Here is a 13,263-nt window from a genome sequence, read left to right on the forward strand (position 1 = left end):
CATGATGACCCGCCCGCTTCCCGAGGACAGCGCGACCGTGGACGCCGTCGCGCTGGGCCGCCGCGTTCGGCACCTGCGCAAGCAGGCCGGCCTCACCCTGGACCAGCTCGCGGAGCGCACGGGAGTGAGCGGCTCGCACCTGTCCCTCGTGGAGAACGCCCGCCGCGAGCCGCGGCTCTCGCTGGTCCAGCGGATCGCCGAGGTCCTGGGCGTGCCGGTCGAGGACCTGCTCACCGGCCGGGCCCCCACCCGGCGGGCCGAACTGGAGATCGAGGTCGAACGGTTCGCGCGCTCGGAGCACTACGCCTCCCTCGGCCTGCCGCCGCTGCGCATCGGGCCCCGCACCCCCACCGAGGTCCTCGAGGTGATCGCGGGGCTGGAGGCCGAGCTGCGCCGTCGCCTGGAGGAGCAGGCCGCCACCCCCGAGGAGGCGCGCCGCGCCAACGCCCAGCTGCGCGCCCGGATGCGCGCGGTGGACAACCACTACCCCGACCTCGAGGCCGAGGCGCATCGGCTGCTCGACGCGATCGGCCACACGGGCGGGCCGCTGGGCCTGCACGCGGTCTCGGAGCTGGCCGAGCACCTCGGCTTCACCCTGCGCTTCGTCCCGGACCTGCCGCACTCCACGCGCTCCGTCACGGACCTCAAGCACGGGCGCATCCACATCAGCGGCTCCCGCTCCTCAGACCATGACCGCCGCACCGTGGTGCTCCAGGCCCTCGCCGCCGCCGTCCTGGGCCACGGCGAGCCGCGGGACTACGAGGACTTCCTCGCCCAGCGTGTGGCGGTGAACTACCTGGCGGGCGCGCTGCTCATGCCGCAGCGGGCGGCGTCGTCGCTGCTGCGGGCCGCCCAGAAGCGCCGGGACCTGTCCGTGGACGACCTGAAGGACGCGTTCGGCGTCTCCTACGAGGCCGCCGCGCACCGGTTCACCAACCTGGCCACCGTGGACCTGGGCATCCGCTGCCACTTCCAGAAGGTCCACGAGACCGGGGTGATCCACAAGGCCTACGAGAACGACGGGATCGTGTTCCCCGCCGACCACACCGGTGCGATCGAGGGCCAGCAGGCGTGCCGGAAGTGGGGCGCACGGCAGGCCTTCTCCCGCAACGACCGGTTCCGCGCCCACGCCCAGTACACGGACTCGCCCAACGGGACGTTCTGGTGCACCTCGATGATCGAGAACGGCCCCGACGGGCTGTTCGCCCTCTCCGTGGGCACCCCGTTCGAGCATGCCCGGCACTTCCGCGGCGCGGACACCCGCCACCGGGTCACCTCCACGTGCCCCGATCCGCGCTGCTGCCGCCGCCCCGACCCCGAGCTCGAGGCCGCGTGGGGCGGGCACGTGTGGCCCGCGGCCCGCATGCACGCGCATCTGCTGGCGGCCATGCCCACGCAGACCTTCCCCGGTGTGGACGAGCGTGAGGTCTTCGAGTTCCTCCAGGCCCAGGAGGAGCGGGAGGGCTGAAACGACGCCGGCCCGCACCCTCACGCGAGGGTGCGGGCCGGCGCGGCGGACGGGGGGGTCAGCCGATGCTCTTGCCGGCCGAGTTCAGCTCGGTGCAGGCCTGGACCACGCGGGCGGCCATGGCCTCCTCGGCCTTGGCGCCCCACACGCGGGGGTCGTACTGCTTCTTGTCGCCGACCTCGCCGTCGACCTTCAGGACGCCGTCGTAGTTCTCGAACATGTGCCCGGCCACCGGGCGGGTGAACGCGTACTGGGTGTCCGTGTCCACGTTCATCTTCACGACGCCGTACTCCACCGAGTCGGCGATCTCCTGGGCGGCGGAGCCGGAGCCGCCGTGGAACACGAGGTCGAACGGGCGCTCCCTGCCGAACTTCTCGCCCACGGCCTGCTGGATCTCCTGCAGGATCTCCGGGCGCAGCTTCACGTTGCCCGGCTTGTAGACGCCGTGCACGTTGCCGAAGGTCAGCGCGGTGAGGTAGCGGCCGTGCTCGCCGAGCCCGAGGGCCTCCACGGTGGCGATGCCGTCCTGGACGGTGGTGTAGAGCTTCTCGTTGATCTCGTGGGCCACGCCGTCCTCCTCGCCGCCCACGACGCCGATCTCCACCTCGAGGATCTGCTTGTTGGCGTGGGTGCGCGCGAGCAGCTCGCGGCCGATCCGCAGGTTCTCCTCGAGGGTCTCGGCGGAGCCGTCCCACATGTGGGAGTTGAAGATCGGGTCGCGCCCGGCCTTCACCTCCGCCTCGGAGGCGTCCAGCAGGGGCAGGACGAAGCCCTCGAGCTTGTCCTGGGGGCAGTGGTCCGTGTGCAGGGCGATGTTCACGGAGTACTTCTTGGCGACCTCGCGCGCGAACGCGGCGAAGGCCAGCGAGCCGGCGACCATGTCCTTCACGGAGGAGCCGGAGAAGTAGGCGGCGCCGCCGGTGGAGACCTGGATGATGCCGTCCGAGCCGGCCTCGGCGAAGCCGCGGATGGCGGCGTTCAGGGTCTGGGAGCTGGTGACGTTGATCGCCGGGTAGGCGAAGGCGCCGTTCTTGGCGGCGTCGATCATCTCGGCGTACTTCTCCGGGGATGCGATGGGCATGCTGCAGCTCCTAGGCGTCGTCGACTCGGGCAGGCGGGGGGAGCGCGGCGAGCGCGACACCCTCGGGCTCATCCTATCCGCGCGGCCGGACCCGCCCCAGGGTCCCGGACCCGACGGCGACGCCGGCCTGGGCACGACCCCGCCGTTGGCCTAGGGTGAGCGGCGTCACATTCGCATCCGAGAGACCGGAGACCGCCATGGCCCCCGCACGCCGCCCCTCCCGCCCCCTCGCCCTGGCCGCCGCCCTGGCTGTCGTCGCCGGGTTCGGCGCGCCGCACGCTGCCCTGGCCCAGGAGTCCGCCCCTGCCCCGGACGCGCCGGAGGTGAGCTCCGCCGTCGAGGACCTCTCGCAGCCGGCCACGGCGGCCGAGGACGCCCGCTGGAACGCGGCCCGGGACGCCCTGGCGGCCGCCTCGGCCGACGACCCCTTCTACCTGCCGCCCACCGTCGTGCCCGCGACCCCCGGCGCCCTGATCCGCACCGAGCCCACCGCCTTCTACCTGGACCCGGTGCGGCTGGTGCAGGTGCCGGCGCACGCCACGCGCATCATGTACGCCTCGCAGGACGCCCAGGGCCGACCCATCGCCGTGACCGGCACCGTGCTGACCCCCACCGCCCCGTGGACGGGCGGCGGCGAGCGCCCCGTGATCAGCTACGCAGTGGGGACCCAGGGGGCGGCGGACCGCTGCGCCCCGTCCCGCACCCTCTCCACCGGCGTGCAGTACGAGGGCGTCGGGATCACGTCCCTGCTGAGCCGCGGCCACGCCGTGGTGGTCACCGACTACGAGGGCCTGGGCACCCCGGGCGCGCACACCTACATGGTCCGGGAGGCCCAGGCGCACGCCGTCCTCGACGCGGTGCGCGCGGCCGCCCAGGTGTCGGGGTCGGGCGTCACCGCGACCGCGCCGGTCGCGCTCGCGGGCTACTCACAGGGCGGCGGGGCGGCCGCGGCCGCCGCCGAGCTCGCGCCCGACTACGCCCCGGAGCTGGACCTCAAGGGCGCCTACGCGGGCGCCCCGCCGGCCGACCTCGTGCAGGTCGCGGGCCGGATCGACGGCGGTCTCTACGCGGCCTTCCTGCTCTACGCGATGGCCGGGCAGCTCGCCGCGTACGACGTGGACCCGGCCACGCATCTCAACGAGACCGGCCTGACGGCCCTCGCCGGCGCGGCCGAGACCTGCATGGTGGGCAGCCTCGCCTACGCGCACCTCGACTCCGCCACACTGACCCACACGGGGCAGGACTTCCCTGAGCTCGTCCGCTCCGATGCCGAGCTGGCCGGGATCCTCGCCGAGCAGCGGATCGGCGCACCGGGCCGCCGTCCGGACGTGCCGGTGATGATCGCGCACTCCGTCACGGACGACGTCATCCCGTACCGCACCGGCCGCGACCTGGGCCGCCGCTGGTGCGCGGAGGGCGCGCGGGTGCGTTTCGACCCGCTCCTCACCCCGACCCACGTGGGCGGCCACGTGGCCTCGCTGCCGCGGATGGGGGCGTTCCTGGACGCGACCCTCGCCGACCGCTGGACCGCCGACTCGTGCGGGTGGTTCTGAGCCTCGGCTAGCGTCGGGGCCAGGACCGTCCCGCCCACCGAAGGAGCAGTCATGCGCGCCGAGCAGGTCACCGATCCCATCGCCTACCACGGCGAGGGCCCCGTCTGGGCCGCCTCGTGGGGCAGCGCCGCCGAGGGCGTGACCGCCGGCGGCGGCCTGCGCTGGGTGGACATGCTCGCCGGGGACGTCCTGTCCCTGCGCACCGACGGGACGGTGGACCGCACGCACGTCGGCGACGTGGCCGCCGCGCTGCGCCCGCGTGCGGGGGGTGGCGCCGTCGTCGCGGTGGAGCGGGGCTTCGCCCTGATCTCGCCCGAGGGCGAGCTGACGACGCTGCCCGAGCTGTGGGGCGCGGACGCCGGGATCCGGATGAACGAGGGCGGCTGTGACCCGGACGGCCGGTTCCACTGCGGCACCATGGCGTACGCCAAGACCCCCGGCGCCGCGAACCTCTACCGGCTCGCCCCCGGCCCCGACGGCGGCGCCGGCGAGGTGGACGTCGTGCTGACCGGCGCGACGACGTCCAACGGCCTCGAGTGGAGCCCGGACGGCACGCGGGCCTACTACAACGACACCCCCACACGGCAGGTGGCCGTGTTCGACTACTCCCGCGAGGAGGGCCTGACGAACCGCCGCGTGCTCGTGGACGTGCTCGACGGCGAGGGCAAGCCGGACGGGCTCACCGTGGACGCCGAGGGCGGGATCTGGGTGGCCGTGATCAGCCACGGGCAGATCCACCGGTACACGCCCGAGGGGACGCTCGACGAGGTGGTGGAGGTGCCCGTGCAGAAGACCACGGCGTGCACCTTCGGCGGCGACGACCTCGGCACCCTGTACATCACCACCTCCTGGGAGAACCTGGAGCGCGGCGAGGACCCGCTGGCCGGGGCCCTGTTCGCCGTCCGCCCGGGGGTGACGGGCCTGCCGGCCCGCCCCTTCGCGGGCTGAGGCCGTCACGCCGCACATCGTCGGCGCGGTCCTGCGCCACCCTGCGCCGTCCTGCGCCGTCCTGCGCCGCGAGCCAGACGAATCTGCGGTCCAGAGGCTCCTTTCAGCGCGGAATCGTCTGGCTCGCGCCGGACTCAGGGGACGGCCGCGTGCTGCCGGATCCACGCGTGCATCGCGATGCCGGCGGCCACGCCCGCGTTGATCGAGCGGGTGGAGCCGTACTGCGCGATGGACAGCACCGCGCTCGACGCCGCTCGCACCTCCGCCGAGAGCCCCGGCCCCTCCTGCCCGAAGACGAGCACGCAGGCACGCGGGAAGTCGAAGGTCTCCACCGGCACCGACTCGGGGAACAGGTCCACGCCGAGCACGGGCAGCCCCTCCCCCGCCGCCCACTCCGTGAACGCCGCCACCGTCTCGTGGTGGCGCACGTGCAGGTAGCGGTCGGTGACCATGGCGCCGCGCCGGTTCCAGCGGCGCCGCCCGATGATGTGCACCCCGGCGGCGTTGAACGCGTTGGCGGTGCGCACGACGGTGCCGATGTTCAGGTCGTGCTGCCAGTTCTCGATGGCGACGTGGAACGGGTGCCGCCGCGCGTCGAGGTCCGCGACGATCGCCTCGAGGCGCCAATAGCGGTAGCGGTCGAGGACGTTGCGGCGGTCGCCGTGCGCGAGCAGCTCCGGGTCGTAGCGGGGGTCCTCCGGCCACGGGCCGGTCCACGGGCCGACGCCGACCTCGCGGGGCGCGGCGCCGTCCTCGGCCGGCGCGGGCTCGCTCAGCGGCCGGCCTCGGACCGGTCGACGGCCGCCCAGGCGGCCCCGGCGGACACCGCGGCCACGGAGAGCACCGCCGGCCACGCACCGATCTTCTTGGCCAGCGGGTGGGAGGCGCCGAAGCCGCCGAGGTACAGGGCGGCCAGGCCACCGGCGACGGCGGGCCCACGCTTGGCCAGCCACGTGCGCCCGGCGTACAGGCCGGCGGCGGCCAGCACGACGCCGCCGAGCGGGCGGATGCCGGTCTCACGGGCGGTCAGGTAGCCGCCGATCAGACCGAACGCGGTGACCGGGGCCGTGGAGACGGCGTGGGCGGGGAGGAGGGTCTTGCCGTCGCGGACGACGGGCGGGGCATGGCGCGGAGTCTTCATGGCGCCACCGTAGCGCGCGCATCCTGGAATACGCCGGGGGCCACCGTCGGGGAGAATGTCCTGGTGAGCATGATCGACAACGCCGTGTACGTGGACGGGCGGCGCGTCCACGCCCCCTCCACCCTCGAGGACACCTGGGAGGAGTGCGAGCGCACCGGCGGCATGGCCTGGCTGGGCCTGTACCGCCCGGACGTGGCCGAGCTCCAAGCGGTCGCGGAGGAGCTGCGCCTGCACCCGCTCGCCGTCGAGGACGCCCTCGCCGGAGGCGAGCGCGCCAAGCTGGACCGCTACGGCGAGGACTCGTTCATGGTCCTGCACCCGGCCCGCTACGTCGACCGCACCGAGACCGTGGAGTTCGGCGAGCTGAGCGTCTTCACCGGTGAGCACTACGTGGTGACGGTGCGTCACGCGGAGGAGCCGGACCTGGCCGCCGTGCGACGGTCCCTGGAGACGGAGGGCCGCGAGCGCCTCGCGATGGGGCCGTGGCAGGTCACCCTGGAGATCCTGGACCGTGTCGTGGACGACTACTTCCCGGTGGCCGACGGCCTCGAACAGGACATCGCGGAGATCGAGGACCAGGTCTTCGCCGGCGACGGGCACGTCTCCCGGCGCATCTACGAGCTCTCCCGCGAGGTGCTGAACTTCCAGCACGCCATCCGCGCGCTGCCGTCCATCGTGGAGCAGCTCCAGGAGGAGGTGCGCACCCGCCTGCATGAGGACACCCGCCGCCTCGACGCCGACGGCCTGCCCCGGCGCGACGACGCCCACGCCTGGGAGGACGAGGAACTCAGCGATCAGGCGCGCCTCGAGGTGGAGAACCTGCGCCGCCTGCGCGACGTCCACGACCACGCCGTCCAGATCAACGAGCGCGTGATGACCATGCGCCAGATGCTCAACAACGCCCTCGAGCTGGACTCGACGCTGGCGTCGAAGCGGCTGGCCGAGCAGTCGATCGCCCAGAACGAACAGGTCAAGCAGATCTCGTCCTGGGCGGCGATCATCTTCGCGCCGCAGCTGGTGGGCTCGGTCTACGGCATGAACTTCGACGGCATGCCCGAGCTGCACTGGGCGTTCGGCTACCCGTTCGCCCTGGGACTCATGCTGGCGGTGGCCCTCACGCTGTTCGTGCTGTTCAAGCGCGCGGACTGGCTGTAGGCCGGGTGCGCGGGGCCGGCCGAGGCTCAGTCGAGGCCGAGCTCGTCCTTGCCGAACGCGTACAGGTACGGCACCCCCGCCTCCTCGGCCACGCGCTCGGCGGCGCCGGTCGCGCGGTCCACGATCACGGCCACGGCCTGGACGTCGCCGCCCGCGTTGCGCACGCCCTCGACGGCGGTCAGCGCGGAGCCGCCCGTCGTCGAGGTGTCCTCCAGCACGACGACGCGGCGCCCGTCCACGCCCGGGCCCTCCACCTGCCGGCCCATGCCGTACGACTTCTGCGCCTTGCGCACCACGAACGCGTCGAGCGCGCGGCCCGCGGTGCCGGCCTGATGCATCATCGCGGTGGCCACGGGGTCGGCGCCCATGGTCAGGCCGCCCACCGCGTCGAACTCGATCCCGTTCTCCTCGAGCAGGCGCAGCATCACGCGGCCGATCAGTGGGGCGGCCTCGTGGTGCAGGGTGACACGACGCAGGTCCACGTAGTAGTCCGCCTCCTTGCCGGAGGACAGGGTCACCCGGCCGTGCACCACGGCCAGCTCCTGGATGAGCTGCTTGAGCCGCTCGCGGTCCTGCTCGGGCGTGGGGACGGTGGGGGTCTGCGCGTCGGTCATGCCGCCCATGCTAGTGCGAGCCCGGCCACCCCTGCCGATTCCGTCCCGGCCTGGCTAGGCTCGGGTTATGAGCGAGATCCCGCACGACGACGCCCCCGTCCAGCATCCCTCCGGCCTGCCCCTGGCGCACTGGCTCACCCTCACCGAGGGCCTGATCGCGGCGCGCGTGGCCGAGAGCCTCGAGGAGCACGGCCTGACCCGCGTCCAGTGGCAGCTGCTGAACACCCTCACGGTGGCCCCGCAGTCCCGCGCCGAGCTCGAGGCCGGCTTCGAGGAGGAGCAGCGCGGCGCGGTGTCCGGTCAGATCGAGGAGCTGGTCGAGTCCCACTGGGTGACGATCGAGGGCGACCTCTACACCCTCACCGCCACGGGCCGCACCGCGGGCGCCCGCGTGGGTGAGGCGGTCGAGGCCCTGCGTGCCGAGGCGACGGCGGACGTCCCGCGGGACCAGATCGACGACGCCGTCCGCGTCCTGCGCCGCATCGCCCGCAACCTGGGGCACCCGGACGCGTGAGCCGTCGTCGCCGACCGCCCCTGTCCCCGTGCGCGGGGCCGGTCCTACGCTGACCGGCATGCGTGAACTCCAGCAGCGGATCATCGCCCAGCAGGGCGTCCTCCCCGAGATCGACCCGGCGGCCGAAGTCGAACGGCGCGTGGCCTTCCTCGCCGACTACCTCGCGGCCACGGGCGCGTCCGGCTTCGTCCTGGGCATCTCCGGCGGCGTGGACTCCACGGTGGGCGGCCGGCTGGCCCAGCTCGCCGTCGAGCGTCGCCGCGCCCAGCTCGGCGTCACGGACGCCGTCGCCCTGGGCGGCCCCGGCACCACCCCGCCGGGTGAGGCGGGGGTGGGCGCCGACGTCGTGCCCTCCCGCGAGAACCCCCGGTTCACCGCCGTGCGCCTGCCCTACAAGGTGCAGCACGACGAGGCGGATGCGCGGGCGGCCCTGGACTTCGTGGGTGCGGATCAGGACGTCACCCTGAACATCGCGGAGGCCGTGCAGGGTCTGGCCGCCGCCTTCGCTGAGGCCGTGGGGGAGCCGATCTCGGACTACAACCAGGGCAACGTGAAGGCCCGCATCCGCATGACGGCCCAGTACGCGGTGGCCGGCGCCCACGGGCAGCTGGTGATCGGCACGGACCAGGCAGCGGAGGCCATCACCGGGTTCTACACGAAGTTCGGCGACGGCGGCGCGGACGTCCTGCCGCTGGCCGGCCTGAACAAGCGGCAGGTGCGGGCGCTGGGCCGCGAACTCGGAGCCCCCGAGCCCCTGTGGAACAAGGTGCCTACCGCGGACCTGCTGGACGGCACGCCGGGCCAGACGGACGAGGCCGAACTCGGGATGACGTACGAGGACATCGACGACTACCTCGAGGGCAAGGACGTCCCGACCGAGGTCGCGGAGAAGCTCGAGGGCATCTGGCTCCGCAGCCGCCACAAGCGCACCACGCCGGTGACGATCCACGACGACTGGTGGCGCTGAGGCGCCGATCCCACGGTGTCCGCGCCCTTCGATAGCCTGGCCGGGTGAAGATCGCCACCTGGAACGTCAACTCCCTCCGTGCCCGCGCCGACCGCGTCGAGGCCTTCCTCGAGCGCCATGACATCGACGTCCTGGCCATCCAGGAGACCAAGTGCCGGGACGAGAACTTCCCGTGGGAGCTCTTCGAGCGCGCCGGCTACGAGGTGGTGCACAACGGCACCTCGCAGTGGAACGGCGTGGCCATCGCCTCCCGCGTCGGCCTGAGCGACGTGCAGCGCGGCTTCCCCGGCCAGCCGCACTTCGGCAAGGGCGGCGTGGACCCGCAGGAGGAGTCCCGCGCCATCGGGGCGACCGTGGGCGCCGAGGCGGCCGACGGCGTCGCCCCGGTGCGTCTGTGGAGCCTGTACGTGCCCAACGGGCGCGGCCTGGAGAACGAGCACATGGGCTACAAGCTCGAGTGGCTGCGCGTGCTCCAGGAGCACGCGGCCGCTCGCCTCGCCGAGGACCCGGACACCCGGCTCGCCCTGGCCGGCGACTGGAACATCGCTCCGCAGGACGAGGACGTGTGGGACATCGAGCTGTTCCAGCGCGAGGGCTACACGCACGTCTCCCCGGCCGAGCGCGCGGCGTTCCACGCGTTCGAGGACGCCGGGCTGGTGGACGTGGTGCGCCCGCGCCACCCCGGCCCCGGCGTGTACACGTACTGGGACTACACGGGCCTGGCCTTCCCCAAGAAGAAGGGCATGCGCATCGACTTCCAGCTGTGCTCCCCCGCCCTCGCACGGACGGTCACGGACGCCTGGATCGACCGCGAGGAGCGCAAGGGCAAGGGCGCCTCGGACCACGCGCCCGTGGTCGTCGAGCTGGGCTGAACCACGGACGAGCCCGCGATGACCCACGACGACGGCGGCCCGCCCCCGGGTGTCGCGCGCGGCACCGCGCACCTGCGCGTCTTCCAGCCGCTGGCCGCGTTCCCGGACGCGGTCCAGGCGCGGCTGATCGCCGGCGGCCACCGCACCCGTGCCGAGGTCGAGGCCGAGGCGGCCGAACGGGCCCGGCGTCGCCTGGCCCGGCCCGTGGCCGACCCGTTCCCGGAACCCGGTGAGGACGACCTGGTGCGGGTCCTCCAGGACGAGCACCGCTCCGCCTTCTACTGCCCGGACGAGCGGGGCCTGCGCGCCGAGATGGCCGCGGCCATGCTCGAGGAGACGATGCTGCCGCGGCTGCACGAGGCCGCCATCCCGCCGGCGGCGCGCGCCATGAACCGCGGCCGCGCGCTCGTGGCGCTCGAGGACGAGTGGGGCCTCTCCCCCGACCCGGACGCGGCGGGCCAGGACCCGCAGGACGAGGGCGGCGCGCCGGAGCACCACCGCGTGCAGACGCGCACGGCCACGTGGGGTGTGCCGCACGGCTGGCTCACGGTGTTCGACCCCGAGGAGCCGGTGAAGCGCCTCGTGGACGGCGAGCGCACGGCGTACCGGCGCGCCCCGATCGTGGCCGCCCGGGAGCGGGCCGGGCACGCGGCGGCGGTGCTCGCGCGGCACGCCCCGGATGCGGAGCTGATCGGCGAGCTCACGGTGATGGTGGAGTGGCTCGGCGCGTTCCACCCCGACTCGTGGATCGAGCTGGACTACGGCGGCCTCACGCGGCACGTGTGGCCGGACGACTCCGTCTTCGACCTGTGGACGCTCATCGACGCGCTCGAGGAGGGCGACGAGGCGACCGCCGGCGTCGCACAGGAACGACTGAACCGGCGCTGGGCCGCCGTCGGGATGCTGGCCAGGCTGACCTGAGCCGGCCGCCGGCGCACCGGGGTGGGGCCGACCCGGGTGCTCGAGACGCACACCACGCCGCCGACGCCGCTCACGCGGGGCGCGCGCTCCCGCGTCGGGCCTAGGGTGGATCCCATGACCACGCAGCGCCTGAGCACCCCGCCCTCGGAAGCCCGGAACCGGCCCGTCACCCCGTGGTGGGTGGACGCCGTGATCTACCAGGTGTACCCGCGCTCCTTCGCGGACGCGGACGGGGACGGCATGGGCGACCTGCGCGGCGTCACCTCGCGCCTCGACTACCTGGCCCAGCTCGGCGTGGACGCGATCTGGCTCTCGCCCTTCTACCTCTCCCCGCAGCACGACGCCGGCTACGACGTCGCGGACTACCGCGCCGTGGACCCGCGGTTCGGCACGCTCGCGGACGCGGACGAGATGATCGCCGCCGCGCACGAGGCCGGCATCCGCGTGGTCGTGGACCTCGTGCCGAACCACACCTCGTCCGAGCACGCGTGGTTCCAGGCCGCCCTGGCCGCCGCCCCCGGCTCCCCCGAGCGCGCCCGCTACCACTTCGCCGAGGGCCGCGGCGAGCACGGCGAGCTGCCCCCCAACAACTGGGAGTCCACGTTCGGCGGCGGGGCCTGGACCCGTGTGACCGAGGCGGACGGCACCCCGGGCCAGTGGTACCTGCACCTGTTCGACACCACGCAGCCGGACCTGAACTGGGAGAACGAGGAGGTGCGCGAGGAGTTCCGCTCCATCCTGCGGTTCTGGCTGGACCGCGGCGTGGACGGCTTCCGGGTGGACGTGGCCCACGGGCTCATCAAGCAGCCCGGCTACCCGGACGCCGAGCACTCCCGCATGGGCATGGTCACGGACGCGGGCGAGGACGCCGACCCCACGTTCGACCCGGACACCTTCGAGCCGCTCACCCCGTTCATGGACCAGGACCGCGTCCACGAGGTCTACCGGGACTGGCGGCGGGTCCTGGACTCCTACGACCACGAGCCGATGATGGTGGCCGAGGCGTGGGTGGCCCCGCTCTCGCGGATGTTCCGGTACGTCCGCCCCGGCGAGATGCACCAGACCTTCAACTTCACCTACCTCATGGCCGGCTGGGACGCCGCCTCGCTGACCCACGCGATCGACCGGTCCTTCGAGCAGGCCGGCCGGGTCGGCGCCCCGAACACCTGGGTGCTCTCGAACCACGACACGGTGCGCCACGCCTCCCGCTACGGCCTCGCCGACCCGAGCTCCTACCCCGCCGGCATCACGGCCGAGGACGAGCAGCCAGACGAGGCGGTCGGTCGCCGTCGGGCCCGCGCCGCCGCGATGGTGGAGCTGGGCCTGCCCGGCTCCGCGTACATCTACCAGGGCGACGAGCTGGGCCTGCCCGAGCACACCACCCTCGCCGCCGAGCATCGCCAGGACCCGTACTTCTTCCGCACGGACGGCAAGGAGCCCGGCCGCGACGGCTGCCGCATCCCTCTGCCGTGGGCCGCGGACGAGCCGTCCTACGGCTTCTCGACCCCCGCGGACGACGACGGCCCCGCGTCCGCCGCCGAGGGCGTCGCCGCGCCGTGGCTGCCCCAGCCCGCGTCCTTCCGGGCGCTGGCGGCGGACCGGCAGGTCGGCGTCGAGGGCTCCGTGTTCGAGCTGTACCGGCGTCTGCTGCAGATCCGCGGCGAGCTCGACCTGGGCACGGGCACGTTCGCGTGGTCCGAGCACCACGACCCCGCACGCGGGGTGCTGGCGTTCACGGTCACCTCGGGCGGTGGCCGGCACCTGGGCTCGGGCGAGCCGATCCCGGCGCGCACCGTGCTCGTGATGGCGAACCTGTCGACCGATCCCGTCGACCTGCCCGCGGGCCATTCCCGGGCCCTGTTCTCCCTCGAGGAGGCGGAGGCCGTGCAGGACGGGCGGCTCGCGCACGACGCCGCCGCGTGGCTGCTCATGGACTGAGCCCGGCGCGCCCCGGGACCCGCCGGGGCACCCCGGACCTTCCGCGGGGAATCCGCGGTGGGCGAGGTCACATCATCCGGCCCGGCCGGAC

General features: G+C 73.8%; 13 protein-coding genes. 9 read left to right on the forward strand and 4 right to left on the reverse strand.

The features are described from left to right. The first annotated feature begins 1 nt into the window (after position 1). Positions 2–1,468 carry a helix-turn-helix domain-containing protein gene (locus tag O3T09_RS04180; RefSeq protein ID WP_144818610.1) on the forward strand — a complete coding sequence of 489 codons (1,467 nt, stop codon included), beginning with the start codon at positions 2–4 and terminating at the stop codon, positions 1,466–1,468. Between the two features lie 58 nt (positions 1,469–1,526). Here the strand turns inward: O3T09_RS04180 and fbaA are convergent, their stop codons facing one another. After that, positions 1,527–2,549: a class II fructose-bisphosphate aldolase gene (fbaA, locus tag O3T09_RS04185; protein WP_095695227.1), complete on the reverse strand. Its 1,023-nt coding sequence runs from the start codon at positions 2,547–2,549 to the stop codon at positions 1,527–1,529. Positions 2,550–2,746: 197 nt separating this feature from the next. Between fbaA and O3T09_RS04190 the strand changes: the two genes are divergently transcribed. Both O3T09_RS04190 and O3T09_RS04195 read left to right on the forward strand, forming a co-directional pair. After that, positions 2,747–4,102, forward strand: coding sequence for a lipase family protein (locus tag O3T09_RS04190; protein ID WP_119217600.1), 1,356 nt, complete (start codon positions 2,747–2,749; stop codon positions 4,100–4,102). Positions 4,103–4,153: 51 nt separating this feature from the next. Then, on the forward strand, positions 4,154–5,050 hold the full coding sequence (locus O3T09_RS04195) for an SMP-30/gluconolactonase/LRE family protein (protein ID WP_020626752.1): 897 nt from the start codon (positions 4,154–4,156) through the stop codon (positions 5,048–5,050). Positions 5,051–5,184: 134 nt separating this feature from the next. Here the strand turns inward: O3T09_RS04195 and O3T09_RS04200 are convergent, their stop codons facing one another. Further along, complete coding sequence (locus O3T09_RS04200) at positions 5,185–5,826, reverse strand: TrmH family RNA methyltransferase (RefSeq protein ID WP_197458576.1); 642 nt, start codon at positions 5,824–5,826, stop codon at positions 5,185–5,187. Next, on the reverse strand, positions 5,823–6,191 hold the full coding sequence (locus tag O3T09_RS04205; RefSeq protein WP_020626754.1) for a hypothetical protein: 369 nt from the start codon (positions 6,189–6,191) through the stop codon (positions 5,823–5,825). The genes O3T09_RS04200 and O3T09_RS04205 overlap by 4 nt, the downstream gene beginning before the upstream one ends. A 69-nt stretch (positions 6,192–6,260) precedes the next feature. Between O3T09_RS04205 and O3T09_RS04210 the strand changes: the two genes are divergently transcribed. Next, complete coding sequence (locus tag O3T09_RS04210) at positions 6,261–7,346, forward strand: magnesium and cobalt transport protein CorA (protein ID WP_036316798.1); 1,086 nt, start codon at positions 6,261–6,263, stop codon at positions 7,344–7,346. 26 nt (positions 7,347–7,372) lie between these two features. Here the strand turns inward: O3T09_RS04210 and pyrE are convergent, their stop codons facing one another. After that, positions 7,373–7,969: an orotate phosphoribosyltransferase gene (gene pyrE, locus O3T09_RS04215; RefSeq protein WP_123244201.1), complete on the reverse strand. Its 597-nt coding sequence runs from the start codon at positions 7,967–7,969 to the stop codon at positions 7,373–7,375. A 58-nt stretch (positions 7,970–8,027) separates the two neighbouring features. Between pyrE and O3T09_RS04220 the strand changes: the two genes are divergently transcribed. From O3T09_RS04220 to O3T09_RS04240, 5 genes are all read left to right on the forward strand, one after another. Next, positions 8,028–8,474, forward strand: coding sequence for a MarR family winged helix-turn-helix transcriptional regulator (locus O3T09_RS04220; protein ID WP_123244200.1), 447 nt, complete (start codon positions 8,028–8,030; stop codon positions 8,472–8,474). A 58-nt stretch (positions 8,475–8,532) separates the two neighbouring features. Next, the gene (nadE, locus tag O3T09_RS04225) at positions 8,533–9,441 is read left to right on the forward strand and encodes an ammonia-dependent NAD(+) synthetase (RefSeq protein ID WP_144786333.1); all 909 of its coding nucleotides are present in this window, start codon (positions 8,533–8,535) and stop codon (positions 9,439–9,441) included. 44 nt (positions 9,442–9,485) lie between these two features. Then, positions 9,486–10,313, forward strand: coding sequence for an exodeoxyribonuclease III (locus O3T09_RS04230; RefSeq protein WP_036340253.1), 828 nt, complete (start codon positions 9,486–9,488; stop codon positions 10,311–10,313). 18 nt (positions 10,314–10,331) lie between these two features. Beyond that, positions 10,332–11,234 (forward strand): hypothetical protein, encoded by a 903-nt coding sequence (locus O3T09_RS04235; protein WP_060973769.1) that lies wholly within the window; start codon positions 10,332–10,334, stop codon positions 11,232–11,234. A 114-nt stretch (positions 11,235–11,348) separates the two neighbouring features. Further along, on the forward strand, positions 11,349–13,172 hold the full coding sequence (locus tag O3T09_RS04240) for a glycoside hydrolase family 13 protein (RefSeq protein ID WP_063189678.1): 1,824 nt from the start codon (positions 11,349–11,351) through the stop codon (positions 13,170–13,172). The last annotated feature ends 91 nt before the right edge of the window (positions 13,173–13,263 follow it).

This window comes from Micrococcus sp. H39-S4, from assembly GCF_027158145.1.
Classification (GTDB): Bacteria; Actinomycetota; Actinomycetes; order Actinomycetales; family Micrococcaceae; genus Micrococcus; species Micrococcus luteus.

What these genes read in the sequence shown, in the direction of transcription:
- O3T09_RS04180 (WP_144818610.1), top strand. Translation starts at nt 2, where the DNA reads ATGATGACCCGCCCGCTTCCCGAGGACAGCGCGACCGTGGACGCCGTC.
- fbaA (WP_095695227.1), bottom strand. Translation starts at nt 2,549, where the DNA reads ATGCCCATCGCATCCCCGGAGAAGTACGCCGAGATGATCGACGCCGCC.
- O3T09_RS04190 (WP_119217600.1), top strand. Translation starts at nt 2,747, where the DNA reads ATGGCCCCCGCACGCCGCCCCTCCCGCCCCCTCGCCCTGGCCGCCGCC.
- O3T09_RS04195 (WP_020626752.1), top strand. Translation starts at nt 4,154, where the DNA reads ATGCGCGCCGAGCAGGTCACCGATCCCATCGCCTACCACGGCGAGGGC.
- O3T09_RS04205 (WP_020626754.1), bottom strand. Translation starts at nt 6,191, where the DNA reads ATGAAGACTCCGCGCCATGCCCCGCCCGTCGTCCGCGACGGCAAGACC.
- O3T09_RS04210 (WP_036316798.1), top strand. Translation starts at nt 6,261, where the DNA reads ATGATCGACAACGCCGTGTACGTGGACGGGCGGCGCGTCCACGCCCCC.
- pyrE (WP_123244201.1), bottom strand. Translation starts at nt 7,969, where the DNA reads ATGGGCGGCATGACCGACGCGCAGACCCCCACCGTCCCCACGCCCGAG.
- O3T09_RS04220 (WP_123244200.1), top strand. Translation starts at nt 8,028, where the DNA reads ATGAGCGAGATCCCGCACGACGACGCCCCCGTCCAGCATCCCTCCGGC.
- nadE (WP_144786333.1), top strand. Translation starts at nt 8,533, where the DNA reads ATGCGTGAACTCCAGCAGCGGATCATCGCCCAGCAGGGCGTCCTCCCC.
- O3T09_RS04235 (WP_060973769.1), top strand. Translation starts at nt 10,332, where the DNA reads ATGACCCACGACGACGGCGGCCCGCCCCCGGGTGTCGCGCGCGGCACC.
- O3T09_RS04240 (WP_063189678.1), top strand. Translation starts at nt 11,349, where the DNA reads ATGACCACGCAGCGCCTGAGCACCCCGCCCTCGGAAGCCCGGAACCGG.